Source organism: Dietzia aurantiaca, assembly GCF_021033825.1.
Classification (GTDB): domain Bacteria; phylum Actinomycetota; class Actinomycetes; order Mycobacteriales; family Mycobacteriaceae; genus Dietzia; species Dietzia aurantiaca.
The window spans coordinates 93,491-117,176 of sequence record NZ_JAIFXZ010000008.1; the positions used below are offsets into that span (position 1 = coordinate 93,491).

The 23,686-nt window shown below is 69.8% G+C and carries 24 protein-coding genes; 14 read left to right on the plus strand and 10 right to left on the minus strand.

Features of this window, described 5'->3' with window-relative positions; genetic code table 11:
* Nucleotides 1–7 precede the first annotated feature (7 nt).
* The 3 genes from K3888_RS10255 to K3888_RS10265 all read left to right on the plus strand — a co-directional run bounded on the left by K3888_RS10255 (nt 8) and on the right by K3888_RS10265 (nt 3,065).
* Complete coding sequence (locus K3888_RS10255; RefSeq protein WP_230930165.1) at nt 8–1,348, plus strand: ATP-binding protein; 1,341 nt, start codon at nt 8–10, stop codon at nt 1,346–1,348.
* Nucleotides 1,349–1,469: 121 nt separating this feature from the next.
* A complete protein-coding gene (locus tag K3888_RS10260; RefSeq protein ID WP_230930225.1) occupies nt 1,470–2,159 on the plus strand; it encodes a LuxR C-terminal-related transcriptional regulator in 690 nt (229 codons plus the stop codon).
* A 270-nt stretch (nt 2,160–2,429) separates the two neighbouring features.
* Nucleotides 2,430–3,065, plus strand: a complete 636-nt coding sequence (locus tag K3888_RS10265) for an SGNH/GDSL hydrolase family protein (RefSeq protein WP_230930166.1) — start codon at nt 2,430–2,432, stop codon at nt 3,063–3,065.
* A 62-nt stretch (nt 3,066–3,127) separates the two neighbouring features.
* On the opposite strand, the gene K3888_RS10270 is transcribed toward K3888_RS10265, so the two are convergent.
* Nucleotides 3,128–3,529 (minus strand): DUF6157 family protein, encoded by a 402-nt coding sequence (locus K3888_RS10270; RefSeq protein WP_230930167.1) that lies wholly within the window; start codon nt 3,527–3,529, stop codon nt 3,128–3,130.
* Nucleotides 3,530–3,743: 214 nt separating this feature from the next.
* Here K3888_RS10270 and K3888_RS10275 point away from each other — a divergent pair, with 214 nt between their 5' ends.
* Complete coding sequence (locus tag K3888_RS10275; protein WP_230930168.1) at nt 3,744–3,890, plus strand: hypothetical protein; 147 nt, start codon at nt 3,744–3,746, stop codon at nt 3,888–3,890.
* 1 nt (nt 3,891) lies between these two features.
* On the opposite strand, the gene K3888_RS10280 is transcribed toward K3888_RS10275, so the two are convergent.
* Complete coding sequence (locus K3888_RS10280; RefSeq protein WP_230930169.1) at nt 3,892–4,845, minus strand: L-lactate dehydrogenase; 954 nt, start codon at nt 4,843–4,845, stop codon at nt 3,892–3,894.
* 617 nt (nt 4,846–5,462) lie between these two features.
* Here K3888_RS10280 and imuA' point away from each other — a divergent pair.
* Nucleotides 5,463–5,999 (plus strand): DnaE2-dependent mutagenesis accessory factor ImuA', encoded by a 537-nt coding sequence (gene imuA', locus K3888_RS10285; RefSeq protein WP_230930170.1) that lies wholly within the window; start codon nt 5,463–5,465, stop codon nt 5,997–5,999.
* Nucleotides 5,996–7,648: a DNA polymerase Y family protein gene (locus K3888_RS10290; RefSeq protein WP_230930171.1), complete on the plus strand. Its 1,653-nt coding sequence runs from the start codon at nt 5,996–5,998 to the stop codon at nt 7,646–7,648. Before imuA' ends, K3888_RS10290 begins: the two co-directional genes overlap by 4 nt.
* A gap of 35 nt (nt 7,649–7,683) precedes the next feature.
* On the opposite strand, the gene K3888_RS10295 is transcribed toward K3888_RS10290, so the two are convergent.
* Complete coding sequence (locus tag K3888_RS10295; RefSeq protein WP_230930172.1) at nt 7,684–8,328, minus strand: AMIN-like domain-containing (lipo)protein; 645 nt, start codon at nt 8,326–8,328, stop codon at nt 7,684–7,686.
* Between the two features lie 86 nt (nt 8,329–8,414).
* On the opposite strand from K3888_RS10295, the gene K3888_RS10300 reads away from it, so the two are divergent.
* Nucleotides 8,415–9,338 (plus strand): ferredoxin family protein, encoded by a 924-nt coding sequence (locus K3888_RS10300; RefSeq protein ID WP_230930173.1) that lies wholly within the window; start codon nt 8,415–8,417, stop codon nt 9,336–9,338.
* A gap of 54 nt (nt 9,339–9,392) precedes the next feature.
* Complete coding sequence (locus K3888_RS10305) at nt 9,393–12,722, plus strand: error-prone DNA polymerase (protein WP_230930174.1); 3,330 nt, start codon at nt 9,393–9,395, stop codon at nt 12,720–12,722.
* 21 nt (nt 12,723–12,743) lie between these two features.
* Here K3888_RS10305 and K3888_RS10310 read toward each other — a convergent pair whose 3' ends face one another.
* Nucleotides 12,744–13,916 (minus strand): SLAC1 family transporter, encoded by a 1,173-nt coding sequence (locus tag K3888_RS10310; RefSeq protein WP_269075038.1) that lies wholly within the window; start codon nt 13,914–13,916, stop codon nt 12,744–12,746.
* Here K3888_RS10310 and K3888_RS10315 point away from each other — a divergent pair.
* Both K3888_RS10315 and K3888_RS10320 read left to right on the plus strand, forming a co-directional pair.
* Nucleotides 13,915–15,336, plus strand: a complete 1,422-nt coding sequence (locus tag K3888_RS10315; RefSeq protein ID WP_230930176.1) for an FAD-binding oxidoreductase — start codon at nt 13,915–13,917, stop codon at nt 15,334–15,336. The two genes, K3888_RS10310 and K3888_RS10315, sit on opposite strands and share 2 nt — an antisense overlap.
* 400 nt (nt 15,337–15,736) lie before the next feature.
* Nucleotides 15,737–16,207 carry a hypothetical protein gene (locus K3888_RS10320; protein ID WP_230930177.1) on the plus strand — a complete coding sequence of 157 codons (471 nt, stop codon included), beginning with the start codon at nt 15,737–15,739 and terminating at the stop codon, nt 16,205–16,207.
* On the opposite strand, the gene K3888_RS17655 is transcribed toward K3888_RS10320, so the two are convergent.
* Nucleotides 16,204–16,329 carry a hypothetical protein gene (locus K3888_RS17655; RefSeq protein WP_269075039.1) on the minus strand — a complete coding sequence of 42 codons (126 nt, stop codon included), beginning with the start codon at nt 16,327–16,329 and terminating at the stop codon, nt 16,204–16,206. The two genes, K3888_RS10320 and K3888_RS17655, sit on opposite strands and share 4 nt — an antisense overlap.
* A gap of 233 nt (nt 16,330–16,562) precedes the next feature.
* Here K3888_RS17655 and K3888_RS10325 point away from each other — a divergent pair, with 233 nt between their 5' ends.
* Together K3888_RS10325 and nrdF are read left to right on the plus strand one after the other, a co-directional pair.
* Nucleotides 16,563–17,198: a superoxide dismutase gene (locus K3888_RS10325; RefSeq protein WP_230930178.1), complete on the plus strand. Its 636-nt coding sequence runs from the start codon at nt 16,563–16,565 to the stop codon at nt 17,196–17,198.
* A gap of 295 nt (nt 17,199–17,493) precedes the next feature.
* On the plus strand, nt 17,494–18,465 hold the full coding sequence (gene nrdF / locus K3888_RS10330) for a class 1b ribonucleoside-diphosphate reductase subunit beta (RefSeq protein ID WP_230930179.1): 972 nt from the start codon (nt 17,494–17,496) through the stop codon (nt 18,463–18,465).
* Between the two features lie 79 nt (nt 18,466–18,544).
* On the opposite strand, the gene K3888_RS10335 is transcribed toward nrdF, so the two are convergent.
* The 5 genes from K3888_RS10335 to K3888_RS10355 are packed head-to-tail and all read right to left on the minus strand — an operon-like array spanning nt 18,545 to nt 22,399.
* Nucleotides 18,545–19,288: a metal-dependent transcriptional regulator gene (locus tag K3888_RS10335; protein WP_230930180.1), complete on the minus strand. Its 744-nt coding sequence runs from the start codon at nt 19,286–19,288 to the stop codon at nt 18,545–18,547.
* Nucleotides 19,285–20,154 carry a metal ABC transporter permease gene (locus tag K3888_RS10340; protein WP_230930181.1) on the minus strand — a complete coding sequence of 290 codons (870 nt, stop codon included), beginning with the start codon at nt 20,152–20,154 and terminating at the stop codon, nt 19,285–19,287. Before K3888_RS10340 ends, K3888_RS10335 begins: the two co-directional genes overlap by 4 nt.
* The gene (locus tag K3888_RS10345; protein WP_230930182.1) at nt 20,151–20,948 is read right to left on the minus strand and encodes a metal ABC transporter ATP-binding protein; all 798 of its coding nucleotides are present in this window, start codon (nt 20,946–20,948) and stop codon (nt 20,151–20,153) included. The genes K3888_RS10340 and K3888_RS10345 overlap by 4 nt, the downstream gene beginning before the upstream one ends.
* Nucleotides 20,945–21,865, minus strand: coding sequence for a metal ABC transporter substrate-binding protein (locus K3888_RS10350; RefSeq protein WP_230930183.1), 921 nt, complete (start codon nt 21,863–21,865; stop codon nt 20,945–20,947). The genes K3888_RS10345 and K3888_RS10350 overlap by 4 nt, the downstream gene beginning before the upstream one ends.
* Nucleotides 21,866–21,874: 9 nt before the next feature.
* The gene (locus K3888_RS10355) at nt 21,875–22,399 is read right to left on the minus strand and encodes a tRNA (cytidine(34)-2'-O)-methyltransferase (RefSeq protein WP_230930184.1); all 525 of its coding nucleotides are present in this window, start codon (nt 22,397–22,399) and stop codon (nt 21,875–21,877) included.
* A 60-nt stretch (nt 22,400–22,459) separates the two neighbouring features.
* Between K3888_RS10355 and K3888_RS10360 the strand changes: the two genes are divergently transcribed.
* Together K3888_RS10360 and K3888_RS10365 are read left to right on the plus strand one after the other, a co-directional pair.
* Nucleotides 22,460–23,317 carry a bifunctional methylenetetrahydrofolate dehydrogenase/methenyltetrahydrofolate cyclohydrolase gene (locus K3888_RS10360; RefSeq protein WP_230930185.1) on the plus strand — a complete coding sequence of 286 codons (858 nt, stop codon included), beginning with the start codon at nt 22,460–22,462 and terminating at the stop codon, nt 23,315–23,317.
* A 7-nt stretch (nt 23,318–23,324) separates the two neighbouring features.
* Nucleotides 23,325–23,678, plus strand: coding sequence for a DUF3017 domain-containing protein (locus K3888_RS10365; RefSeq protein WP_230930186.1), 354 nt, complete (start codon nt 23,325–23,327; stop codon nt 23,676–23,678).
* Nucleotides 23,679–23,686 lie beyond the last annotated feature (8 nt).

Genomic DNA, 23,686 nt, shown 5'->3' on the forward strand with positions numbered 1-23,686 from the left:
TGGTTTCATGAGTGAGAACGCGACCGACCCCGCGCCGGTCGAGCCCGTGCGTGCGTCGGACGCCGAATCCGCGGGTCCGCCCGCTCCGGCAGACGGGCCGGTGACGCGCCCGGGGCCGCGCGGGCCGGTGCCGTCGGGTGCCCCGGCGCTGCGTCCGCCCGGCGCCGTCCCGGTCGGCTTCCGGTGGTACCCGCGGCTGTCCCGGGTCACCGACGCCTCCGTCGTGGGCGGCGTGTGCGCGGGCCTGTCCGAGCACCTCGGCGTCAAGGTCACCCACGTGCGGCTGGCCATGGTGCTGTTCGCCACCCTCTCCGGTGCCGGCGTGGCCCTGTACTCGGCGCTGTGGGTGCTCCTGCCGTCCGCCCCCGCCCGCGCGGATGCACCCCCCGTCGATCCGCGCGAACGCCGACACGGCAAGGCGCTGGTCGCGGTCGCGATGGTGGGAGCGGTGCTGTCGTTCATGCTGACCACCGCCACGGGACTGAACGTCATCGTCCCCGTCCTCGTGGTGGCCCTGGGCGCCGGGCTCGTCTGGCAGCAGTACGACCGCGGGGGAAAGGTCTCACCACGGTCCGCCTTCGACTGGGCCCGCGTCACGGCAGGGGCGACTCTCGTCGTCGTCGGACTCGCGGTCGTCGTCCTGGGACAGGTCGAGTTCGCCGCGCTCCGGTCATCTCTCCTCGCGGTGGTCGCGACCCTGGTCGGCGTCGGACTGCTCTCGGTCCCGGTCGGCCTGCGGCTGTGGCACTCGCTCGAGGAGGAACGTGCCGCACGGATCCGGGAGGCCGAGCGCAGCGACATCGCCTCCCACCTGCACGATTCCGTCCTCCAGACCCTCGCCCTGATCCAGAAGCGCTCCGACGACCCCGCGCAGGTCGCCCGTCTGGCCCGACGTCAGGAACGCGAACTGCGGCAGTGGCTGTTCGGCGCCGGCTCGCGCATGTCGTCCGGGGCGACCACCGTGGCCGGGGCGGTCGAGGTGATGGTCGGCGACCTCGAGGACGCGTACGGACTGCGCATCGACCAGGTGGTGGTGGGCGGCGACGGCGCGGTCGGCGACACGGAGGAGGCCGTCCTCGGCGCGGTCCGCGAGGCGCTGGTCAACGTCGCCAAGCACGCCGGCGTCGACACCGCGGACGTCTTCGTGGAGAACGACGGGCGGGTGCTGAGTGCGTTCGTCCGAGACCGCGGCGCCGGCTTCGACCCCGACGCGGTCTCTGACGACAGGCACGGACTCGCGCAGTCGATCCGGCACCGCGTGGAGAGTCGCGGGGGCACCGTCACCGTGCGCAGTACGCTCGGGCGGGGGACCGAGATCGGGATCGAGATGCCGCTGGAGGGCGAATGATGCAGGTGCGCAGGTGACGGGTGAGCCGGTGGTGGGCGGCGCGGCTGGTGCGACTGCGGCTGGTGGGGCCGGCGCGGCCGGTGGTAGGGCGTGCCGCGTCTTTCTCGTCGACGATCATGCGGTGTTCCGCAGCGGCGTGCGCGCTGAACTGGGTGGCCAGGCCGCGATCGAGGTGGTCGGCGAGGCCGGCTCCGTGGCCGAGGCGGTAGCCGGGATCGGGCGCGTGCAACCCGATGTGGTGCTGCTGGACGTCCACATGCCCGACGGCGGCGGCGTGGCCGTGCTGCGCTCGGTGCTGGCGTCCGGTGCTGCTGGCCCGAGCGCTGTTGGCCCCGGCGCGACGTCCGGCAGTGCGCAGGCGGAGGCCGCGCATGTGCCGACATTCCTCGCGCTGAGCGTCTCGGATGCAGCCGAGGACGTGATCGCCGTAATCCGCTCCGGCGCCCGCGGCTACGTCACCAAGACCATCTCCGGCGACGAGCTGGCCGATGCTGTGCGCCGGGTGGCCGACGGCGACGCCGTGTTCTCCCCGCGACTGGCCGGCTTCGTGCTGGATGCCTTCGCCCGCGCCGCCCCCGGGCCCGAGGACCGCGGCGAACCCGTGCACGACCCCGAGGTCGACTCCCTCACCCCGCGCGAGAAAGAGGTGTTGCGGCTGCTCGCCCGCGGCTACACGTACAAGGAGATCGCGGAGGAGCTGTTCATCTCGGTCAAGACCGTGGAGACGCACGCCTCGAACGTGCTGCGCAAGACCCAGCAGTCGAACCGGCACGCGCTGACCCGCTGGGCGCAGTCCCGGCACCTCGACTGATCGCGGGCCAGCCGCCCGATCGCCCGGCGCTCCCGGCTTCGCCCGGCCTGCTCGATTTCGCTCGGTCCGCCGCCCGGCCCGCCCGGCCCGCTGCGCACGTACCCGCAGCCTCCGTCGAGTCCCCGGCGAGTGGTCCCACCCGCTCACGTTCTCCCAGGTCGCGGCATGGGTTTCGTCGCATTTGTGACCGCTCGCCGCCGCAGAGCGCAATATGACTCATCGGCCGAGTGGCCGTGCACGAATTCCTGTCGACGACGCTACTGTGACGTCGTGAGCGAACCCCGCGACCTGCCCGTGTGCATCATCGGCGACTCGTTCGTGGCCGGTTATGGCGACGAGACCGGCCGCGGCTGGACCGCGCTCCTGGTGGAGGCAGCCGCCGACGAGGATCTGCACCTACATGCCGCGGTCGCGGGGATCGGCGGGGACACCTCCGAGATGATGCTGGCCCGCTGGGATGAGGTCGACCGGCGTCGGGCCGCGTTCCCGACCACCGCCGTGATCGCCGAGTTCGGGGTCAACGACGTCATGCATGTCGCGGGGGCCGAGCCCGGTGTCGAGGTCGAACGGGTGGATGAGCAGGGAACGGTCGCGGCGCTGCGCGGCATGATCGACCGGGCCCCGCGGGGGCGGTTCCTGGTGGTCGGCCCGCCGCCGGTCCTGTGGGACGAGGTCAATGCGCGCACCGCGGCCCGCGCGGAGGCGATCGCGTCCGTGTGCGCCGAGGCGGGTGTGCCGTTCGTGCCGACCTTCGATGCGCTGCGGCCCGGTGGGGCGTGGATGCGCGAGGTGGCCGCGGGGGACGGCGCGCACCCCGGCCCAGGCGGATACGCGCAGTTCGCGGAGGCGATTACCCGCCCGGTCCTGGACTGGCTGCGCGCTCTCCCGGACGCCGAGCCCGGCTAGAAGCAGAGTCCGGCAACCCGGAACCGCCCGCCAGAACCGAACCCGTCCCGATCCGCATCGGGTCAGCGCGAGCTCCTCATCGCGGCTTTGACGGTCACCGCTGGATCGGCTTCCAGGTCGGCCACGCGCTCGGAACCCATGGGCAACAGCGCGATCCGCCCGGCGGAATCGAAGTGCAACGCCCACCCGTAGGTTTTGGCCAGCGGCGAGGTGCGCAGGCATGGCTGCCCTGTGGAGAAGAACTGCGCGCGTACAGCGGGCCGGTCGGCTTCGGCGATCCCCTTGCGCTGGCAGTGCACGTCGAAGATCAGGTCGTCGCTGGTCCAGACGTAGTCGCCGGCCGAGAGCCGCTCGTACTGCAGCTCGCCGATCGATCCCTTACCGGCCGGCGGGGCCGTCGCCGCCTGTGCCTTGGTGTCTGGCGCGGGAAGGATCAGGGTGTCGGTGTAATCGGTGGTGTGCACGGTCGTCTCCCTCTCTCGGTCCCATCGTTCACCTGATCGCGTCGGACTGCCCCCGAATCCCCGGATCGAGCCGGGCCGCCGAACGTCCGACCAGCTTCTTCCACCCGCTGAATGCCTCCTGAATCCCACCCGCGTCCATTCGGTTGAAGCCACCGCGCTGATCGGTAACGTGGACCACGTCGCACGCCCCGGTGCGGCGGGAAGAAAGTGGTGCATGTCGAATCCGCAGAACTCTGACCACGCCGAGAACAAGTCCGAAGAGAAGGACGAGCGGGACAACCGCCCGAACTCGAAGGACGAGTTGGCCGACGAGTGGGGCGAGGAGTCGTTCCCGGCCAGCGATCCGCCCGGAGCTCCCTGACTCAGCGCAGGACCTCGAACTGCTCCGACACCGCCCGCAGCGCACTCGCGCTGCGGGCGAACTGTTGCCGTTCGGTCTCGTCGAGTTCCAGTTCCACCACCCTCTGCACGCCGGTCCGCCCGATCACGGCGGGCACGCCGATGTAGATGCCTTCCTGCCCGTACTCGCCCCGCAGCAGGGTCGAGACGGGCAGTGACACCTGCTCGTTGCGCAGAATCGCGCGCGTGATGCGGGCCAGCCCCATACCGATGCCGTAGCTGGTCGAGCCCTTGGAGTCGATGATCCGATAGGCGGCGTCCCTGGTCTCGGTGAAGATCTGGGTGAGCCGTTTCCGCTTGGCCGGGTCTCCGTCGAGATCGCGCCGCAGGGGCACCCCGGAGACGTTGGCGGAGGAGAAGACGGGCAACTCGGTGTCACCGTGCTCGCCGATGATCGAGGCGTGCACGCTCATGGGGGCGACGCCGTAGTGCTCGCCGAGCATGAACCGGAACCGTGCGGAGTCGAGAACGGTGCCGGAGCCGATCACCTGGCTCGCGGGCAGCCCGGAGTACCGCCAGGCGGCCTGGGTGAGGATGTCGACGGGGTTGGTGGCGACCAACAGGATGCCGTCGAAGCCGGTCGCTATCACGTCACCGACGATCTTTTCGAACAGTGTCATGTTCTTGCCGACGAGGTCGATTCGGGTCTCGCCGGGCTTCTGGGCGGCACCGGCGCAGATCACGACCATGGTGGCGTCGGTGCAGTCGGAGTAGGTGCCCTCGGTGACGAGGGTGGGGGAGGGCGCCCAGACGACGCCGTGGTTGAGGTCCATGACCTCGCCGACGAGCTTGTCGTGGTCGATGTCGATGATCGCCAGGTGGTCCGCAAGACCCTGGTTGACCAGGGCGTACGCGTACGCGATGCCCACGTCCCCGGCGCCGATGAGCACGATGCGATTCCCGATGGAGGCCTTCATGGTCACCGAGGGTAGGCCCCCGGTACGACATCGTGGGTGGAGTCCGGATGAACAGCAGGATCGACGACGACAACGACGACGACAACGCCCACACCGGGCCCTTCCGCCTCACCGGAAACGGCCATCCCGGGGGCGACCGCGACAGGAACCGTTATCGAACAGGCGTTCTTGCGCAGTGTCGTACCCGTAGTGTTCACTGTTCGTCACAGTCGAAAAATAGTTCGATTTAGGCGTTGGCGGCGTGTCGCTCGTGGCGGAAGGTTCTGATGATGGTAGTGCGCGGTTCTGCTGTCGACCGTTCGGGTGCGGACCTGTCGGAGCTCGGTACTGCTGATCGGGTGGCTGAGCTGCGGCGTCGCCTGGCATCCATGCCCGGTGGCGGACTTCCGGCCGCAGCTCGGTCGGTCCCGGGTGCCGCGGCCTTCCCGTCGCCCGGGGGTGCGGAGACATCTGAAGGTACTGGGGCCTTTCCCGAGGCTTCGGGGGCCCCGTCGGATTCGGCGGCGGCGGCGGTGATCTCGGCAGGGCGGTCTGCTGCTCCCGGGGATCTGCCGGCTTCCCCGCCGCTCGCGGTGTCGGTGGCATCGGCGCCGCCGGTGGTTCCCACAGTGCCCGCAGTGCCCGGGGTGCCCGTGCCGGGGTCCGTGGCCGGGCTCCTGCCAGGCGGTGTGCTGCCCGCGGGGCGGGTCACGGCGGTCGGCGGTAGCGCCACGCTGCGGATCGGGCTGTTGGCCGCGGCCACGGCCGCCGGGGTCCGGTGTGCGGTCGTGGGGTGGCCGGAGCTCGGGGTGGCGGCGGTGGCGGAGCAGGGCGGCCGGCTGGACTGCCTGGCGCTGGTCCCCGACCCCGGGCCTGACGCCGCGGCGGTCGTGTCCGTACTGATCGACGGACTGGATCTGGTCCTGCTCGGGCCCGATGTCGCGGCTGTGGCCCCCTCACGCGCGCGGGTGATCGCCGGCCGGGTGCGGGCCGCGGGCGCGGTGCTGCTCGTGGGCCCCGGCTGGCCCGGGGCGGAGCTCACGCTGGCGGGCCGGCACTGCCGCTACGGAGGGCTGGGCGCGGGTGCGGGCCGGCTGGCCTCGGTCTCCACCGTGGTGCGCTGCTCCGGCCGCGCGGCCCCCGCCCGGACCGCGGAATGGGTGGCGGCGGGATGAGCGCCCGGGTCATGGCGGTGTGGTGCCCGGACTGGCCGGCGGTCGCGGCGGCCCGGGCCGAGGGGCACGGCCTGCATCTGCCGCTGGCGGTCGTCGGGCCCCGTGGCGTGCTCGCGTGTAACGCCGTCGCGCGGGCGGTCGGGGTGCGTCGCGGCCTACGTCGACGTGAGGCGCAGTTCCGGTGCCCCGAGCTCGTGGTGGTCGCGGCGGATGAGGCCCGCGATGCCGCCTGGTTCGAGCCCGTCGTGCAGGCGTTGGACGCGGTGGTCCCGGGCATCGAGGTATTGCGGCCCGGGTTGTTCGTGTTCTCCGCCGCCGGCGCACTGCGGTTCCACGGCGGGGTGGAGGAGGTTGTCACCCGGGTCATGGACGCGGTTGCGGCGGCCGGGGTGGAGTGCCAGGTCGGGCTCGCGGACGAGTTGCCCACGGCGGTGCTCGGAGCCCGTGGATCGGCGTTGCTCGAGCCGGGCGCGGATGCCGAGTACCTGGCGGACCTGCCCGTGGGGGCTCTCGTGGTGGAGTCCGCGCTGGGGGATCTCGAGGTGCTGTCCGAACTGGTCGGGCTCCTGCACCGGCTCGGCGTGCGCACGATCGGTGACTTCGCCGTGATCGCGCCCCGGGACGTGGCCACCCGGTTCGGAGAGGCGGGCACCGTCGCGCACCGAATCGCTCGGGCTGTGCCGTGGCGCCCGCCGTCGGTGACCCCGGTGCCGGCCGGGTCCGCGGTCGAGCACCGCTGCGACCCGCCTCTGGAACGCGTCGACGAGGCGGCATTCCTCGGACGGCGGTTGGCGGGCGAATTGCACGAGACGCTCGCGGCGGCGGGGGTGTCCTGTCTGAGGCTGTCCATCACTGCACACGTGGAGGACGGGCGGGAGGTCAACCGCGTGTGGCGATGCTCGGCGCCGCTGACCCCGGAGGGCACTGCCGACCGACTGCGCTGGCAGTTGGAGGGCTGGCTCACCGGTACCGCGATCTCCGGCGGGGTCGGGGGAGCGGTCACCGCGCTGGCCCTCGAGCCGGTGGAGGTCGTCCCCGCCGGTCACGTGCAGGAAGGGCTGTGGGGTGAGGCGGGCCTGGCTGAGGCCCGGGTCCACCGCGCGCTGGTGCGGGTGCAGGGCCTGCTCGGGCCGGAGGCGGTACGCATCCCCGTGGACGCGGGCGGGCGTGGGCCGGCCGAGCGCGTGCAGTCGATGCCGTACGGGGACGCTCCCGCGGAGCCCGTCGCCCGGGGCCCGTGGCCGGGTGCGCTACCGGCGCCGTCACCGTCGGTGGTGTGGCCGGGGCCGGGTTATCTGCTGGAGATCCGCGAGAACGGTGACCCGGGAGCCGCCGTCGCTGCGCGGGTTCCGCTGTCCGGGGGAGTCCTGCTGCGCACCGAGATCGGGGCCGCCGTGGGGGTGACCCTGCGGGGCCTGCTCAGTGGTCGGCCCGCCGTCGTCGAGGTGGGCGGGCGGCGCTGCCCGCTTCTGGGCTGGTCGCGCCCGTGGACCGTCGACGAGGCCTGGTGGGAGCCCGTGCCCGAGGGCAGGTCGCGTCGGCCCCGGGCCCGGATACAGGTCGTCCCCGAGAGGGCGGCGGCATTGCTGCTGTGCCGCCCGCTCGGGGACGAGCCGGGGGGATGGGCTGTCGAGGGGGTCTACGAATGAACAGTCAGTCAGGTGTCCCCGAGGCGTCCGGGGACTCAGCGCTCGATGTCGACCACCAGGCGGGTCGGGTTCTGCAGCAGGAACGCGGAGAATCCGCGGTCCGTGCCCTCCAGTCCGATCACGGCCTGGGCCTGCCCCTCGAACTGCCCGGCAAAGGCCACGCCGGTGACCCCGGCCGCGGCATCGCCGGTCATCACACCCACAGGGACCTCTTCCATGTCGGTCTCGGTGGGCAGGACCTGACCGTGGATCATCACCTGGAGGAACGAGTCGCCGGAGACCTCTACGGGGAAGCCGCTGCCCTGCTGGGCAGGTGCGTCCACGTAGTCCACCGTGTAGCTGGGGGCGCCGCTGCCGTCGAGCTCGAAGACCACGCGGTCGTTGCCCTGGAAGTCGCCCATGCGGATCTCGGAGACGACCAGCTGCGTGCGATCGGGGGAGGATTCGTCCGCCTCCGCGCTCTTGGGCGAGGAATCGGACGGGCCGTTCGACGGGTCGGCGGCCTCGGTCTCGTCCGGCGACAGGATGTCGGCCAGGGCGGCGGGAGACGAACCCGCGGTGGTGGTCTGACCGGAGACTGGGGCGTCGGTCGAGGAGTCGGCCCCGCACCCCGCCAGCCCCAGCGACGCGGCGGCGGTGAGAGCGGCGGCCGCGGCAAGGCGGCGATGTCGAATACGCATACTCCCAGGCTAGATCCCTCCAGTCACTTTTGCCCCACAAGGTGGCTACAGTTACACATCCTTGTTCCGTGGGGCACCATGGGGGCGTGTCAATCATCGATTCCGCCGCACAGCCGAGCTGGTGCTCCTTCCAGTCCGACGACGAACCACCGGCAGGGACCGCCGCCCACGAGACCTCGTGGATCCTCCTGGAGGTTCCCGGACGCTGGGGACGCGACATCTTCGACGGTGAGGCATTGGGCGAGGAGCTGTCCGAGCGGCTCAAGAAGCACGTCGCGGACTGCGGATCCCGCATGCTGTTCATCCGGCGCCCCGGGCGCGAGGGCCAACGCATCGACCGCCACCGCTTCTATCTCTGCGACACCCGGCCGGGTAGCCGCAGCATCCGCGTGGGCAGGGTCGAGGGGCCTGAGGACATGCTCGATCTGGATCTCTCGGCCGGCGGAGACGTGCCGGGCACCCGCGAGGTCATGGCGCCGGTCCCGCTGGTGTGCACCCATGCCAAGCGCGATCAGTGCTGTGCCGTTCGCGGTCGACCCGTCGCGGCCGTACTCGACGAACAGGTGGGGGAGCGCCTGCGCGATCTCGATCCCGAGGCCGCGGTGTGGGAGTGCTCGCATACCGGAGGGCACCGCTTCGCCCCGGTCCTGCTGCTGCCCGGTACCGGTTACACGTACGGCCCCGCAGAGACCGACCTCGCGGTCCGGATCGTCGAGGCGGAGTTGGACGGCAGGGTCGTCACCGAGCATCTGCGTGGTCGCAGCACGTGGCCGCCGGCCGGACAGGTCGCGGAAGTGGCGGTCCGGGACGCCGATGTGGATGCGGGGATCGACGACCTCGTCGTCGACATCGACCCCGATAGCCCCCACATCGCGGTTGTCCGGCACACCGACGGGCGTGCGTGGCGCGTCGAGACCGGCACCCGGCCCCTCCCGGCCCGCTCGCAGAGTTGCCGCAAGCCGCCCACCGATGCCAAGGCATGGGTCGTGGAGTCCCTCACCGCGCTCTGACCACGGACACTCTTCCCGCCGCGGGCTGCACCCGCAGCGGGCAGGTGGTGCACGGTGAACTGGTACCACGGACCCAAGAGCTGGTCGGAACTCGAACGGGTGCTGTCCGGCCGGCCCAACCCGCGCGGGCCCGAGAATCCACATCCGGGTGACGGCGGCGACACCCCGGCCTGGTCGCGTAAGCGGGGCGCGTACAGGGCCCCGGACCCGGTGGAGTCGAACGGGCAGGGCCGTGTGCCGTACGCGGAACTGCATGCGCACACCGCGTTCAGCTTCCTCGACGGGGCCTCCTCTCCCGAGGCCATGGTCGAAGCCGCCGTCGAGCAGGGGCTCACCGCGCTCGCGATCACCGACCACGACGGGATGTACGGGGTCGTGCGCTTCGCCGAGGCAGCCGCGGAGCTCGGGCTGCCCACCGTGTTCGGGGCGGAACTGTCCCTGCCCGGAGACGAACACCTACTCGTCCTGGCCCGAGGGCAGGAGGGCTACCGACGGCTCTCGCGTGCCATCGCCCACGCCCACCTGCGCGGCGGGGCCAAGAGCGAACCACGCTACGAGATCACCGAACTCGCCGAGGCCGCCGGCGGGCACTGGTACATCCTCACCGGCTGCCGACGCGGCCGGGTGCGACGTGCCCTCGAGAGAAACGGGGCCGCAGCCGGCCACCACGACGTCGCGGCGGCCCGCACGGCGCTGGGCCAGCTCGTCGACCTGTTCGGACGGGACCGGGTGATCGTCGAGCTGACCTGCCACGGCGTTCCAGAAGACACCGAACGATGCGACGCGTTGGTCGGGCTCGCCGAGGAGTCGGGTCTTGTCGTCGTCGCCACCACCGCCGCACACTGCGCCGGCCCCCGTGACGCGCGTCTGGCCTCGGTCATGGCCGCTCTCGGCGCCCGCGACGCGCTGGAGAGCCACGCCGCCCACCTGCCCGCCGCCGGGGGTGCCTATCTGCGTTCGGGAGAGGAGATGGCCGACCTGTTCGAACGCTGGCCCCACGCCGTGTCCGCCGCTGACCGGCTGGGCCGGGAGTGCGCCTTCGACCTCGCCCTCATCGCACCCGAACTGCCGCCCTTCGACGTCCCCGCAGGCCACACCGAGGACAGCATGCTCGCCCACCACGCCTACGCCGGTGCCGCCCGCCGCTACGGCACCCGGGAACAGGCCCCACAGGCGTACGCGCAGATCGATCGCGAACTGGAAGTGATCGCCGATCTCGGCTTCCCCGGGTACTTCCTCGTGGTCCACGACATCGTCGAGTTCTGCCGACGAGAGGGCATCCTCTGTCAGGGGCGGGGCTCGGCCGCCAACTCCGCCGTCTGCTACTCCCTGGGCATCACCAACGTCGACCCCGTGGGCGCCCACCTGCTGTTCGAGCGGTTCCTGTCCCCGGAACGCGACGGTCCACCAGACATCGACGTGGACATCGAATCCGGCCGGCGGGAAGAAGCCATCCAATACGTCTACGCCCGCTACGGGCGCGAGCACGCCGCGCAGGTCGCCAACGTCATCACCTACCGCGGCCGGTCGGCCGTACGCGACGTCGCCCGCGCGCTCGGCTACTCGACCGGGCAGCAGGACGCCTGGTCCAAGAGCGTCGACCGCTGGTCAGGGCTGAGGAACCATGACCGGGAGACGGCCGAACGCACCATCCCCGAGGATGTGCTCGCGCTGGCCCGCAGACTCGTCGGCCTGCCGCGGCACCTGGGCATCCACTCCGGCGGCATGGTCATCTGCGACCGGCCCGTGGCCGATGTGGTGCCCGTCGAATGGGCGCGCATGCCCGGGCGGACCGTCCTGCAATGGGACAAGGACGACTGCGCTGCCGTCGGGCTGGTCAAGTTCGATCTGCTCGGGCTCGGGATGCTCACGGCCCTACGCCACGCCATCGACCTCGCGGCCGAACACAAAGACCTCGACGTGGATCTCGCCCAACTCGACCTGGCCGACCCGGAGGTCTACGAGATGCTGTGCCGCGGCGACTCGGTGGGCGTGTTCCAGGTGGAGTCCCGGGCCCAGATGGCCACCCTGCCCCGACTCAAACCGCGCAACTTCTACGACCTCGTGGTTGAGGTCGCGCTCATCCGGCCGGGCCCCATCCAGGGCGGCTCCGTCCATCCCTACATCCGACGGCGCAACGGTCTCGAGGAACCGGTCTTCGACCACCCCGCGCTCAAACCCGTCCTCGGCCGGACCCTGGGCATCCCGCTGTTCCAGGAACAACTCATGCAGATCGCCACCGAGATCGCCGGCTTCACCGGAGCCGAAGCCGACCAACTGCGCCGCGCGATGGGCGCTAAACGCTCACCCGAGAAGATGGCCCGGCTGCGCGAGAGGTTCTTCGCCGGCATGCGCGACCTGCACGGCATCGGCGCCAGCCCGCCCGGAACCCCCGACACCGGGCCCGAGGTGGGGGAGCGGATCTGGGAGAAGATGTGCGCGTTCGCCAACTACGGCTTCCCCGAGAGCCACTCGCAGTCCTTCGCCGCGATCGTCTATTACTCCGCGTGGTTCAAATGCCATCACCCGGCAATCTTCTGCGCCGCCCTGCTGCGCAGCCAGCCCATGGGGTTCTACTCGCCCCAGTCCCTGGTCGCCGATGCCCGGCGGCACGGAGTCACCGTGCACAGGCCGTGCGTCAACCGCTCCCTCGGCGGTGCCACCTGCGAGAACCAGGGAACCGAGGTGCGGCTCGGACTGGAATCGGTACGGGCCATCGGCTCCGACCTGGCCGCCACCATCGCCGACCAACGCGACAGTCACGGTCCGTACACCTCCGCCGGCGACCTCGCCGGACGCACCGGTCTGAGCGTCCGGCAGATGGAGGCCCTGGCCACCGCCGGCGCACTCGACTGTCTCGGCACCGGTGGGCGGCGGGCGGCACTGTGGTCGGCGGCCACCGCGGCCCGTGAGAAGCCCGGCATGCTGCCCGGTCTCAGTCAGGTCGACGCCCCTGCACTACCCGGGATGAGCGTCCTCGAACTCACCTCCGCCGACCTCACCGCCACCGGCATCAGTCCCGAGGAGTACCCGACCATCCACGCCCGCCCCTGGCTCGACTCCCGCGGCGTGTGCACCACCGCCGGCCTCGCGCACGTCCCCGACGGCAGTCGTGTCCATGTGGCCGGGGCCGTCACCCACCGGCAGCGGCCCGCCACCGCAGAAGGGGTGACCTTCCTCAGCCTCGAGGACGAGACCGGCATGACCAACATCGTGTGCTCGGTCGGGCTCTGGGCGCGCTACCGGCCCGTCGTCTCCTCGGCCCCGGCGCTCATCATCCGCGGCACCGTCGAGAACCGCTCCGGAGCGGTCAGCGTCGTGGCCGACAAGGTCGAACGGCTCCATCTCGGGCTGGCGATCGGGCGCAGCCGTGACTTCCGGTGACGGGGAAAGCGCGGAGCGGGATCAGGCGTGGTGGGGCGCCGCGATGGCGCGCACGCTGGCGACCGCGCACAGCAGCCAGATGGCGATCAGTACCGCCACAGTCAGCAGGCTCGCCCACTGCCAGCCCAGGAAGTACGAGCCCAGCCCGCACGTCGACAACGGATAGGCCATCGCCCACCAGCCGGTGTTGAACGGCATCCGCGCCACGAACCCGCGGACCGTCACGAACACCGCATACGCGCCCAGGCCCGCGCCCGCGACCAGCACCACCGCGCTGTACACACGGGCGAGGCCGGCCAGTGACGGGCCCGACAACACCTGCGCCGCGGCCGCCGATTGGCCGATGATCCCCAGCGGAATCCACGTGGTGGTCGACAGTGCCACCGGCACGGGAGTGCGGAACCAGGCGTGGTGGTAGGCCAACACGATCACCGCGACGCCCAGAACCAGTGCCACCACGAAGCAGACCACACAGGCGCCGACCAGGATCGACCGGATCGCCTCGGACTCGTCCTGTCTTGCGATCACCCCGCCGGCGGTCGCCGAGACCATCGGCGGCACCATCGGCAACGCCCAGGTGGGGAGCGGATGGGCAGGGCGTCTCGAGATCAGCCACACCGCGAAACCCAACGCCGTGGCCAGACCGAGCACCGTGCCGGCGCCCCAGAGCGCGGCATCCACCCCGAACGCGACGGACGCCAGAGACGGAGCCCGGGCCTCGATCACGACGAACGTCGCCGACCCCACCGCCAACAGTCCCATCGAGACCATGCCCCACAGCGGCACCATCGTGGCGTCACGAACCGACCGAGACCACTCTTGCGGATCGCGGGCGATCGAGCGGGCGAACCCCGAGCCCAGGCCGATGAGCATCACCCAGCCGAGGACGAGCATCACGACGGCACCCATCGCGAACCCCGGCACGGCGTCCGCGTGCAGCTGCAGCAGAGTCGACAGTCCACCGGTGCCCATGACGGCCCCGAACCACGCGGGGCCGGGACCAGGTACAGCGGTCCCCGGGACTGACTGTCCTGCTCCGGGGGTCGATGGCACCAGGACACTATGCCCGCACCGCGTCGTCGTCGGGACACTGGGGGCGGCCGGCGGGATCCACGCGTGAGGACGCCTCGGCGGGGGAGAAACTCGTCGATGAGACAGTCGACGCCGGCGCGCCGGCGTAGGTTCACACGACATGAGCGCCTCCACCGCTGACAGTGCCGCCGACCATGACGCCGCGAGTCACGGTGTGACCGCCACCGAACTCCACGAGTTGCGTGCCCGACTGGGCGATACCCAGCTACTCACCGACCCCGACGTGCTCGAGGGCTACCGCCAGGACTGGGCCAAGGCGCCCGACCCGGGCATGCCGCTGGCAGTCGTCCGCGCCCGCGCCACCGAGGACGTCCGGGAGGTCATGCGCTGGGCCAGCACCCACGGCGTGCCCGTCGTCCCCCGGGGTGCCGGCTCGGGCCTGTCCGGCGGCGCGACGGCTGTAGAGGGCGGGATCGTGTTGTCGACGGAGTTGATGCGGGCCATCGAGGTGGATCCCGTCACCCGTACCGCCACCGTGCAGCCGGGCCTGTACAACGCCGAGGTCAAGGCGGCCGTCGCCGAACACGGTCTGTGGTACCCGCCGGACCCGTCGTCGTACGAGATCTGCTCGATCGGCGGCAACATCGCCACCAACGCCGGCGGCCTGTGCTGCGTGAAGTACGGCGTGACCACCGACTATGTGCTGGGCATGACCGTCGTCCTGGCCGACGGCACCGTGGTCCGCCTCGGCGGCGCGCGCCTCAAGGACACCGCCGGCCTCAGCCTGACCAAGCTGTTCGTCGGCAGCGAGGGCACGCTCGGGATCGTCACCGAGATCATCGTGCGACTGCTCCCGGAGCAGCCGCCGCGCTCCACCGTCGTGGGGATCTTCCCCGACGTGGTGGCGTGCAGTGAGGCGGTGCTGGCGATCACCAGCCGCATCCGGCCGGCGATGCTCGAGTTCATGGACAACGTCTCGATCCGCGCCGTCGAGGCCGACCTGCGGATGGGGCTCGACACCTCGGCCGGGGCGATGCTGCTCGCCCAGTCCGATCTCACCGGCGCCGATCGTGCGGCCGAGACCGAGCTCATCTCTGAGGCGTTCCGCGCGAACGGCGCCACCGAGGTGTTCGCCACCGACGACTCGGACGAGGGCGAACAGTTCACCGTCGCCCGCCGTGCTGCGTTCACCAGCCTGGGCAAGGTCGGCTCGCTGCTGCTCGAGGACGTCGGCGTGCCGCTGCCCGCGCTTCCGCAGCTCGTCGCCGGCATCGAGGAGATCTCCGCCCGCCGCGACATCCCGATCGCGCTGGTCGCCCACGCCGGTGACGGCAACACCCACCCGATCATCGTTTTGGAGGACGACGACCCTGACCGGGCCGCCCGCGCCCAGCTGGCGTTCGGCGAGGTCATGGACCTGGCGATCGGCATGGGCGGAACCATCACCGGGGAGCACGGCGTCGGCCGGCTCAAGGCCCCGTGGCTGCCCGCCCAGCTCGGCGAGGACGTCATGGACCTGAGTCGGCGCATCAAGACCGCACTCGATCCGCATGGCATCCTCAACCCGGGCGTGATGTTCTAACCGAAACCGCCCCCGAGCCGCAGTGCCGCAGGGCCGACTGGCCGACGGACGGGGCCGAAAGCCGAGTTGCAAGACATGCACACGGAGCTGCAAGACCGCAGGTGCGATTAGAGGAGCTGAGAACGCGCCAGAAGTCTTGCGACCGGGATGGGACGTCTTGCAACCGGGTGGCGCGGGGCCGGGCTGCAGGGCCGGGCCAGGCTGCAGGGCCGGGCAATGCTGGGCCAGGCCGGGCGGTGTCGTGCGAATGGCGGGAGAACCGCCGACCGCAGCAGAGGCCCTAAGACGCAAAGGCCACACTGACACGAGCGGCCCTCGCACCGCCGGGCCCGGATCTCAGGTGCGAACCGGGGGATCTCCCCGATGTGCCCGATGACCCCGCCGGGCGACGATACCGACCATGGCCATCGATCGACTCCACCTGCTGCTGTACCGGGCGCTGTTGCTGACGACCGCTGTCGTCGCGGCGATCCTGGGCGTCACCGCCGGACTCGAGGCGTCCACCATCACGCCCGAGTTCCAGCTCACCGGCTACTGGCGAGCGTACGGCCTGCTCGTCTTCGCCGCCCTGTCCGCATATCTCGGTACCACCCCGCCCGGCGCCGCCGTGCTGTGGCTCGTGGTGATCTTCCACAAGGCATCCATGACGATGACCGCCGTGCTCCTGCTGCGCCACGACGTCACGGGCGCGCCCGCGGCTGCTCTGATCGACGGGGTGATGGTGCTCGCCACGCTGGTGGCGCTCGTTTTGCGACGGCCGGCCGCGCGGGCGGCCCGAACTGACCGTCCGGCGTCGGTCACGACGCCTGGCCCCCCGCGTCCTTACCATGGCCGGCCACTCCTCACGAGTGGCCGCGGGGCCACCGACTAGCAGGTGGTCTCGCCGTCGACAGCAGCGACGTCGACGCCCGCGGGGTTGCCGCCGTCGGCCGGTGCGCGCACCGCGCTGACCACCGGCGTGCCCACCTGACTCGCCTCACCCCCGAGAGCCACGGCGATGGTGTCCGACGAGGCCTGCCCGGACTCTCTCGCTCGCTCTGCCGAAGTGGTGGACCGGGCGGTGTGAGACACCGCCTTTCGTGTCGTGGTCTTTGACGGTTATTTCCGCGCGACTTCGTCTCCCTGCACGGTCAATGATACGGGTAGACAAATGATAAAGTTCGGGTGGCCGAAATCCGGCTGGGGTAGTCCGTTTGCGCCCCTGTCTCTCTGTGAAAGGTTCCGCAGTGTCCTATCTCCTTCCCGATTTGACGTACGACTATGGAGCGCTTGCCCCCGCCATCACGGGCGAGATCATGGAGCTCCACCACAGCAAGCATCACGCCGCGTACGTGACGGGCGCGAACAACGCCATCGACGCGTTGGCCGAGGCGCGCGACCGCCGCGACACCGCGTCATTGCCGGGGCTCGAGCGGGCGCTGGCTTTCCACCTGTCCGGACACGGACTCCACTCGCTGTTCTGGCAGAACCTCTCGCCCGAGGGGGGTGGCCGGCCGGAAGGCGAGCTGGCCGCCGCCATCGACGAGTTCTTCGGAGATTTCGATGGCCTTCAGAGTGAACTCAGTGGTGCCACCAGCACCATTCAGGGCTCAGGGTGGGGCGCGCTGTCCTGGGATCCGGTCGGATCCCGTCTGGTGGTCCACCAAGTGCATGACCATCATGCCAATGCCGCGCTGTTGAGTAGCCCAATTCTGGTCTTCGATGCCTGGGAGCACGCTTTCTACCTGCAGTACCGCAATGTCAAGGCGGATTACGTGGACAGGCTGTGGGATCTGGTCGACTGGTCGGACGTTGCGAAGCGGTTCGACGTGGCGAGAACAACGACGGTCTCGTTGAACCTGCCGTCCGAGGGTTCACGATAGTGGGTGTCTCCAATAACTCACGGGAGAGCCTCTGGCGTGAATCGATTGAATTATTCCGATCGGCGTATCGCGGAGACCACCTCGCCGGACGAGTCGTTCTCGATACCGTGTCTGACACACGTCGTCTGACTGAGGGACTATTGCAGCTTCTCCAAGTGCACCTCATTGATGTCGATGAGAGGTCGATGACGCGGTTCCTCTCGATCGCCGAATCCACCGGCCCGCCACCGCAGTACGGGTCCCGGCCGCTACCGACGTTCCGAGCGCTGCCGTCCCACCCGGGCCAGGAGGCGTCATGACCGGCGGTCGGCCCGTGAAACGGGAACACGCGATCAACTGGAATGAGATCCCCGATCCCGTCGACAAGGACGTATGGGATCGTCTGACGACCAACTTCTGGCTGCCCGAGAAGATCCCGGTCGCCAATGACCTACCGACCTGGCGGCAACTCGATCAGTCGCACCGGAACCTCACGGTCCGGGTATTCACCGGGTTGACCCTCCTGGACACCGTCCAGGCGACGGTGGGCGCGGTCAGCATGATGGCGGACGCGGCCACCCCTCACGAGGAGGCCGTCTTCACCAATCTGGCATTCATGGAGTCGGTTCATGCCAAGAGCTATTCCACGATCTTCTCAACCCTGTGCTCCACACCGGAGATCGAAGAGGCGTTCGCCTGGTCGGTGGAGAACGAGCTGCTGCAGAATAAGGCGCGGATCATCACGTCGCACTATCGCGAGGACAATCCGTTTCACAAGAAGATCGCGTCGGTGCTTCTGGAATCTTTCCTGTTCTATTCCGGCTTCTTCCTACCGCTGCGGTTCGCCTCGCGGGGGATTCTCACGAACACCGCCGATATCATCCGTCTCATCATCAGAGACGAGGCGGTGCACGGTTACTTCATCGGATACAAGTTCCAGCGGATGATGGCGGACGCGTCGACTGGGGAGCGGCGGGCATACGAAGACTTCGCGCGTAGCCTTCTCGACGAACTCTTCCGCAATGAACTGGAGTACACCGCCTCGCTGTACGACGCGGTGGGGTGGACACCCGACGTCGTGCCCTTCCTGCGGTTCAACGCCAACAAGGCGTTGGCGAACCTCGGATTCGCCCCGATGTTCTCCGCAGACGACTGCCGCCCCGACCCGGCGGTTCTGGCCGCGATGGATCCGGGTGCCGGTGAGACCCACGACTTCTTCTCCGGCGCCGGCAGCTCCTACGTCATCGGTCGCACCGAGCCGACCACTGACGAGGACTGGAGCACCTGACGCTCTCCATCGGAGCTGAAGGTGACAAGCGGCCCGGGGCGATCGCCCCGGGCCGCTTGTCACGGGAGGTCACTGCCACTCAGGTCTCGAAACCCGTGCCGTCTTCTGTGTCGACCCCACCGTCTACGCGGTCGCTTCCTCGGGTCAGTCGGACCCGCACTGCGGCGGCCACCGGCGTTCCCAGCGCCACCGGCTGCCCGTCGAGGACGATGGTGATGATGCCCAACTCGATCTGTCTTGACCGCACCTCTACGGGACTGTCGGGACGCAGTCCGAGCTCCCCGACATAGCGCAGAACAGTATTGTCTCGATCCGAGACCCTTGTCACGACAGCCGTCGAGCCCTCGGGTGCTTCGTCCAACGGCACGTCGCCGAGCGAGTCCAGACGGCCGTCCCGAGTGGGGATCGGATCACCGTGTGGGTCGCGTTGTGGGTGGTCGAGAAAGGCGTCGAGCGCGTCGACGAACCGGTCCGACACGACGTGCTCGAGTGCGTCGGCCTCGGCGTGTACCTCGTCCCACGAGTAGTCAAGACATTGCGCGAGAAATGTCTCGAGAATGCGATGACGCCGGACCATGGCTACAGCCAGGGCGCGTCCGGTCTCTGTGAGCTCGACCGGGGCGTACGGCCGGTGATCCGCCAGCCCGAGGGCGACCAATTTGCGCACTCCTTCGGTGACCGTGGACGGAGATGCTCCCAGACGATCCGCGAGAGCCCCCGAGGTGACAGTGCCCCCGCCCGCCCCGATCGCGTGCACCGCCATGAGGTAGGCCTGCATCGTCGGAGTGAGGTCGGTGAGTCGGACGGGGGGCACGTCGGTCATGCCGCCAGTGTCTCAGATCGCCGGGAGACCAGATTCGAGACAGCGCGAGTCACGATTCCGCGGTGCGGTGCGAACAACTGCGCTGCGGTGAACAGTGTGGCCTGGGCGATGACCACAACCGGGCCCGGGGGGAGGTCGGCGTAATAGCCGATGTACACGCCCGCCACGCCGCCGACGAGCGCCACGATCACGGAGACCATCATGAGGCTACGCATCGTGTTGGTGAGCAGCTGCGCGGTCGCACCCGGGATGATCAGAGTCGCAACTACGAGGATCACCCCGACGGACTGGACGCCGGCGACGGTCGCGGTCGCCAGGGTGACCAGCAGGATTCCGGTGAGCATCTTGGTGCGGAGCCCGAGCGTGTGCGCGTGCAGTTTGTCGAACGCGAGCAACACGAGGTCGCGACGGAACGCCAGCAACACCACGACGGTGAATGCCGCGACGATGACGACCTGTACGAGCTGCTGGTCGCCGACTCCGAGAAGGCTGCCGAACAAGATGGTGTGCAGGTCCTGCTGGCTGGGGAAACGGGCGATGAGAACGAGGCCCACAGAGAAGAGCGCGGTGAACACGATGCCCATCGCGGCGTCCTCGCGGACGGTCCCGCTTTCGCGGACCGCGCCGATGAGGGCGACGGCGATCAGGGCTGCGAGAAACGCGCCGATGGCGAACGGCATGCCGATCATGGATGCCACGGCCACGCCCGGAAGAACAGCGTGCGAAACGGCGTCACCCATGAGCGCCCAACCCATATGGACGAGCCAACAACTCAGCAGGGCCCCGGCGAGGCTGGCGGCGACCACAACCACCAGAGCGCGCCACATGAAGTCGTACGCCATCGGCTCGAGCAGGAAATCGATCATGTGGACACCTCGTGCGTCAGATCGCGGTGGCTCGTCGAAGTGGGTTCGGGGGCAGGTGCGTGCGGATGCCGGGCACCCAGCAGTGTGGCGAGCATCTCGGGTGTGGTCGTCTCGGCGACGGAGCCGTGCGCGACTAGGCGCCCGTCCAGTAGGGCGACCGAGTCCGCCAACCTGTCGACAGTGTCGAGGTGGTGGGTGGACACCAGCGTGGTCCGGCCCTGCGCCGCCAGCTCGCGCAGAACGTCTACGTACACGTCTTCGCTGCCGGCGTCCATGCCGTTAAACGGCTCGTCGAGTAAGAGCAGGTCTGCCTCCTGGGCGAGGCAGCGAGCGAGCAGGATTCGGCGACGTTGCCCACCGGACAGAGCATTGATCCGACGTCCCGAGAGGTCCGAGAGGTCGACGCGGTCGAGCGCCGACTCGACCGCGTCGCGATCGGATCGGGAGGCTCTCCGCCAGGCGCCTGTGAAGGGCCGGCGCCCCTGCATGACCACGTCGCGGGCGGTGACCGGGAAACCCTCGTCGATACCGTCGGCCTGTCCGACCGTCGCGACCTTCCCAGAACTCAGCGCGGCCTTGACCGATCCACCCAGTAGCCGGACTTGTCCGCGTGTAGGTCGGACCAGTCCCAGCAGTGCCAGTAGTAAGGTCGACTTGCCCGACCCGTTGGGCCCCAGCAAGACGGTCACCGATCCACGGGGCACCCGGATCGACACGTCCGATAGTGCGCGGACCTGTCCCCGGTCGACTGTGAGATCAGAGACGTCGACGGCGAGTTCGGTCGTGGTACTCATGAGCCGGTCAGTCCCTTCGTGATGAGGTCGATGTCGTGCTCGATCAGGGCGATGTAGCTGGGGACCTCTCCGTCGGGTTCGGAGAGTGAGTCGACGTAGAGCGTTCCCCCCATCTCCGCGCCGGTGGCACGCGCGACCTGACGCATCGCGGTGTCGGAGACGGTCGATTCGCAGAAGACCGCCGGGATCTGCTGATCACGAACAGCGTCGATCAAGCTGGTGACCTGCTGTGGCGTGCCCTGTCCTTCGGTGTTCACCGCCCACAAGTAGTGCTCGTCGAGCCCGACATCCCGCGCGAGGTATGAGAATGCGCCCTCACAGGTCACGAGAGCACGGTGGTCCGGCGGCAGTGACTCCACCGATCGTGCGGCTCGCTCTTGTACTGCATCGAGCTCTGCTTCGTACTCGGCCGCACGGTGCCGGAATTCTGCCGCACCGTCGGGATCGAGCTCGCTCAGTGCAGCGGTGATGTTCCGGACGTAGGTCTTGCCCTCCCTGGGAGATATCCAGGCGTGAGGGTTGGGCCTGCCCTCGTACTCGCCGGAGACGATCGGGATCGGCGCCACACCTTCGGCGGCTACCGCGTGCTCGGCGCCGGACTGGAGAAACCGCGTGAGCCAGTCGTCAACGCCCAGGCCGTTGGAGATCAATAGGTCGGCGCCCGCCACCCGCTTGAGGTCACCGGTCGTGGGCTCGTATTGATGGATATCTGCGCCCACCTGAGTGATCGACGCGACCCGCACCCTGTCGCCCCCGATGCGTTCGGTCATGTCGGCGAGGATCGTGAACGTGGTCGCCACGAGAGGACGGTCGTCCTCGGAAGGCTCGGAACCAGAGTTGGCGCACGCGGACAGGAACAACGGCAGCGACAGGAGGGCCGCGAGAGTTCGACGATGGGTGGGGCGAGCTTTCGTCATGCCGAAATATTAACTGGTGATTGGTCGGTCTCCAAGTGTCGGCTGGTCGCAGCCGGCTAGTGTGTCGCCCGCATACCCCTGCTGCCGCCACGCCTCGTAGACGGCCACCGCGGCGGCGTTGGACAGGTTCATCGAGCGGCGGCCCGGAAGCATGGGTATGCGAACTCTCGCGGTGACCCTGTCGTCGTCGAGCACCTCCCGTGCCAACCCCGTGGGCTCCGGTCCGAACAGCAGGACATCGCCCGGTTCGAACCTCACCTCCGGTAGCGACATGTCGGCGCGCGCGGTGAACGCGACGACCCGCGCCGGCAGCAGGCGCTCGTATGCGGCCTCGAGGTTCTCGTGGACCTCGACATGGGCGAGGTCGTGATAGTCCAGCCCCGCCCGACGCAAGTGCTTCTCGGACAGGTCGAAACCCAACGGGCCGGCCAGATGCAGCTCGCAGCCCGCGCCCGCGGCCATCCGGATCGCATTGCCGGTGTTGGGCGGGATGCAGGGTCGGTCGAACAACACTCGTACAGCCGCTCCGGTCATGTCCGGCATTCTCGCAGTGCCGTGCCTGCGCGTCCGCCGTGGAGTGGGATACTGGCAGCCGTGACCGCGATCAAGCTGGACGGCAAGCTCACCCGCGACGAGATCGTCGCCGACCTCACCACGCGCGTGGACGCGCTACGGGACAAGGGAATCACCCCCGGGCTCGGGACCGTGCTCGTAGGCGACGACCCGGGCAGTCAGTCCTACGTCAGGATGAAGCACCGCGACTGCGAGCAGGTCGGCATCGCCTCCATCAGGCGCGATCTGCCGGCCGAGACCACGCAGGCCGAGCTCGAGGCCGTGATCGACGAGCTCAATGCCGACCCCGCGTGTACCGGGTACATCGTGCAGCTGCCGCTGCCGAAGCAGCTGGACGAGAACGCGATCCTCGAGCGCATCGACCCGGCCAAGGACGCCGACGGGCTCCACCCGGTCAACCTCGGCAAGCTCGTGCTGGGCGAGCCCGCCCCGCTGCCGTGCACCCCGAACGGGTGTATCCGGCTGCTGCGTCGCTTCGGCGTGGAGCTGAACGGCGCGCACGTCGTGGTGATCGGCCGCGGCGTCACGGTCGGGAGGCCGATCGGGCTGATGCTGACCCGCCGCAGCGAGAACGCGACGGTCACGCTGTGCCACACCGGCACCCGCGACCTGGCCGCCGAGACCCGCCGCGCCGACGTGATCGTGGCCGCCGCGGGCGTGGCGCACATGCTCACCCCGGACATGGTCGCCCCCGGTGCCGCCGTGCTCGACGTGGGCGTGTCCCGCCTCGACGGCAAGCTCGCCGGCGACGTGCACCCCGACGTGTGGGAGGTGGCCGGCGCGATCTCGCCCAACCCCGGCGGCGTGGGACCGCTGACCCGGGCGTTCCTGCTGAGCAACGTGGTCGAGCGCTGCGAGCGGCTGGCCGCCGAGGCGTGAGGCCCGAATGACCCATCCCGCCCCCGACCGGCAGCGGCCCCAGCGTGCCGATGCCGGCACTTCGCGGACGCGGCCGGCCCGGCTGACGTGGGCGCAGGCACGGGCGCAGTGGCCGCTCGCGCTGGTGCTCATCGGTGTGGCGGTGGCACTCGGATTCGTGATTCTCGAGCGGTGGCGACGCGGCGCGTTCGTGCTGGGCATCGTGGCACTGGCGGCGGCGGCACTGCGGCTGGGCCTCTCGGATGAGCGGGCTCGGCTGCTCGGGGTGCGCTCCAAGCGCTTCGACGCGGCGTTCTATCTCGGCATCGGGGCGGTCATCCTGTGGCTGGCCACCTCGGTCGACTCCCTCGGCACCGGCTGACCCCGGTC

What these genes read in the sequence shown, in the direction of transcription:
- K3888_RS10255 (WP_230930165.1), top strand. Translation starts at nt 8, where the DNA reads ATGAGTGAGAACGCGACCGACCCCGCGCCGGTCGAGCCCGTGCGTGCG.
- K3888_RS10275 (WP_230930168.1), top strand. Translation starts at nt 3,744, where the DNA reads ATGTCGAATCCGCAGAACTCTGACCACGCCGAGAACAAGTCCGAAGAG.
- K3888_RS10280 (WP_230930169.1), bottom strand. Translation starts at nt 4,845, where the DNA reads ATGAAGGCCTCCATCGGGAATCGCATCGTGCTCATCGGCGCCGGGGAC.
- K3888_RS10290 (WP_230930171.1), top strand. Translation starts at nt 5,996, where the DNA reads ATGAGCGCCCGGGTCATGGCGGTGTGGTGCCCGGACTGGCCGGCGGTC.
- K3888_RS10295 (WP_230930172.1), bottom strand. Translation starts at nt 8,328, where the DNA reads ATGCGTATTCGACATCGCCGCCTTGCCGCGGCCGCCGCTCTCACCGCC.
- K3888_RS10315 (WP_230930176.1), top strand. Translation starts at nt 13,915, where the DNA reads ATGAGCGCCTCCACCGCTGACAGTGCCGCCGACCATGACGCCGCGAGT.
- K3888_RS10310 (WP_269075038.1), bottom strand. Translation starts at nt 13,916, where the DNA reads ATGTCGTGTGAACCTACGCCGGCGCGCCGGCGTCGACTGTCTCATCGA.
- K3888_RS10320 (WP_230930177.1), top strand. Translation starts at nt 15,737, where the DNA reads ATGGCCATCGATCGACTCCACCTGCTGCTGTACCGGGCGCTGTTGCTG.
- nrdF (WP_230930179.1), top strand. Translation starts at nt 17,494, where the DNA reads ATGACCGGCGGTCGGCCCGTGAAACGGGAACACGCGATCAACTGGAAT.
- K3888_RS10335 (WP_230930180.1), bottom strand. Translation starts at nt 19,288, where the DNA reads ATGACCGACGTGCCCCCCGTCCGACTCACCGACCTCACTCCGACGATG.
- K3888_RS10340 (WP_230930181.1), bottom strand. Translation starts at nt 20,154, where the DNA reads ATGATCGATTTCCTGCTCGAGCCGATGGCGTACGACTTCATGTGGCGC.
- K3888_RS10345 (WP_230930182.1), bottom strand. Translation starts at nt 20,948, where the DNA reads ATGAGTACCACGACCGAACTCGCCGTCGACGTCTCTGATCTCACAGTC.
- K3888_RS10350 (WP_230930183.1), bottom strand. Translation starts at nt 21,865, where the DNA reads ATGACGAAAGCTCGCCCCACCCATCGTCGAACTCTCGCGGCCCTCCTG.
- K3888_RS10355 (WP_230930184.1), bottom strand. Translation starts at nt 22,399, where the DNA reads ATGACCGGAGCGGCTGTACGAGTGTTGTTCGACCGACCCTGCATCCCG.
- K3888_RS10365 (WP_230930186.1), top strand. Translation starts at nt 23,325, where the DNA reads ATGACCCATCCCGCCCCCGACCGGCAGCGGCCCCAGCGTGCCGATGCC.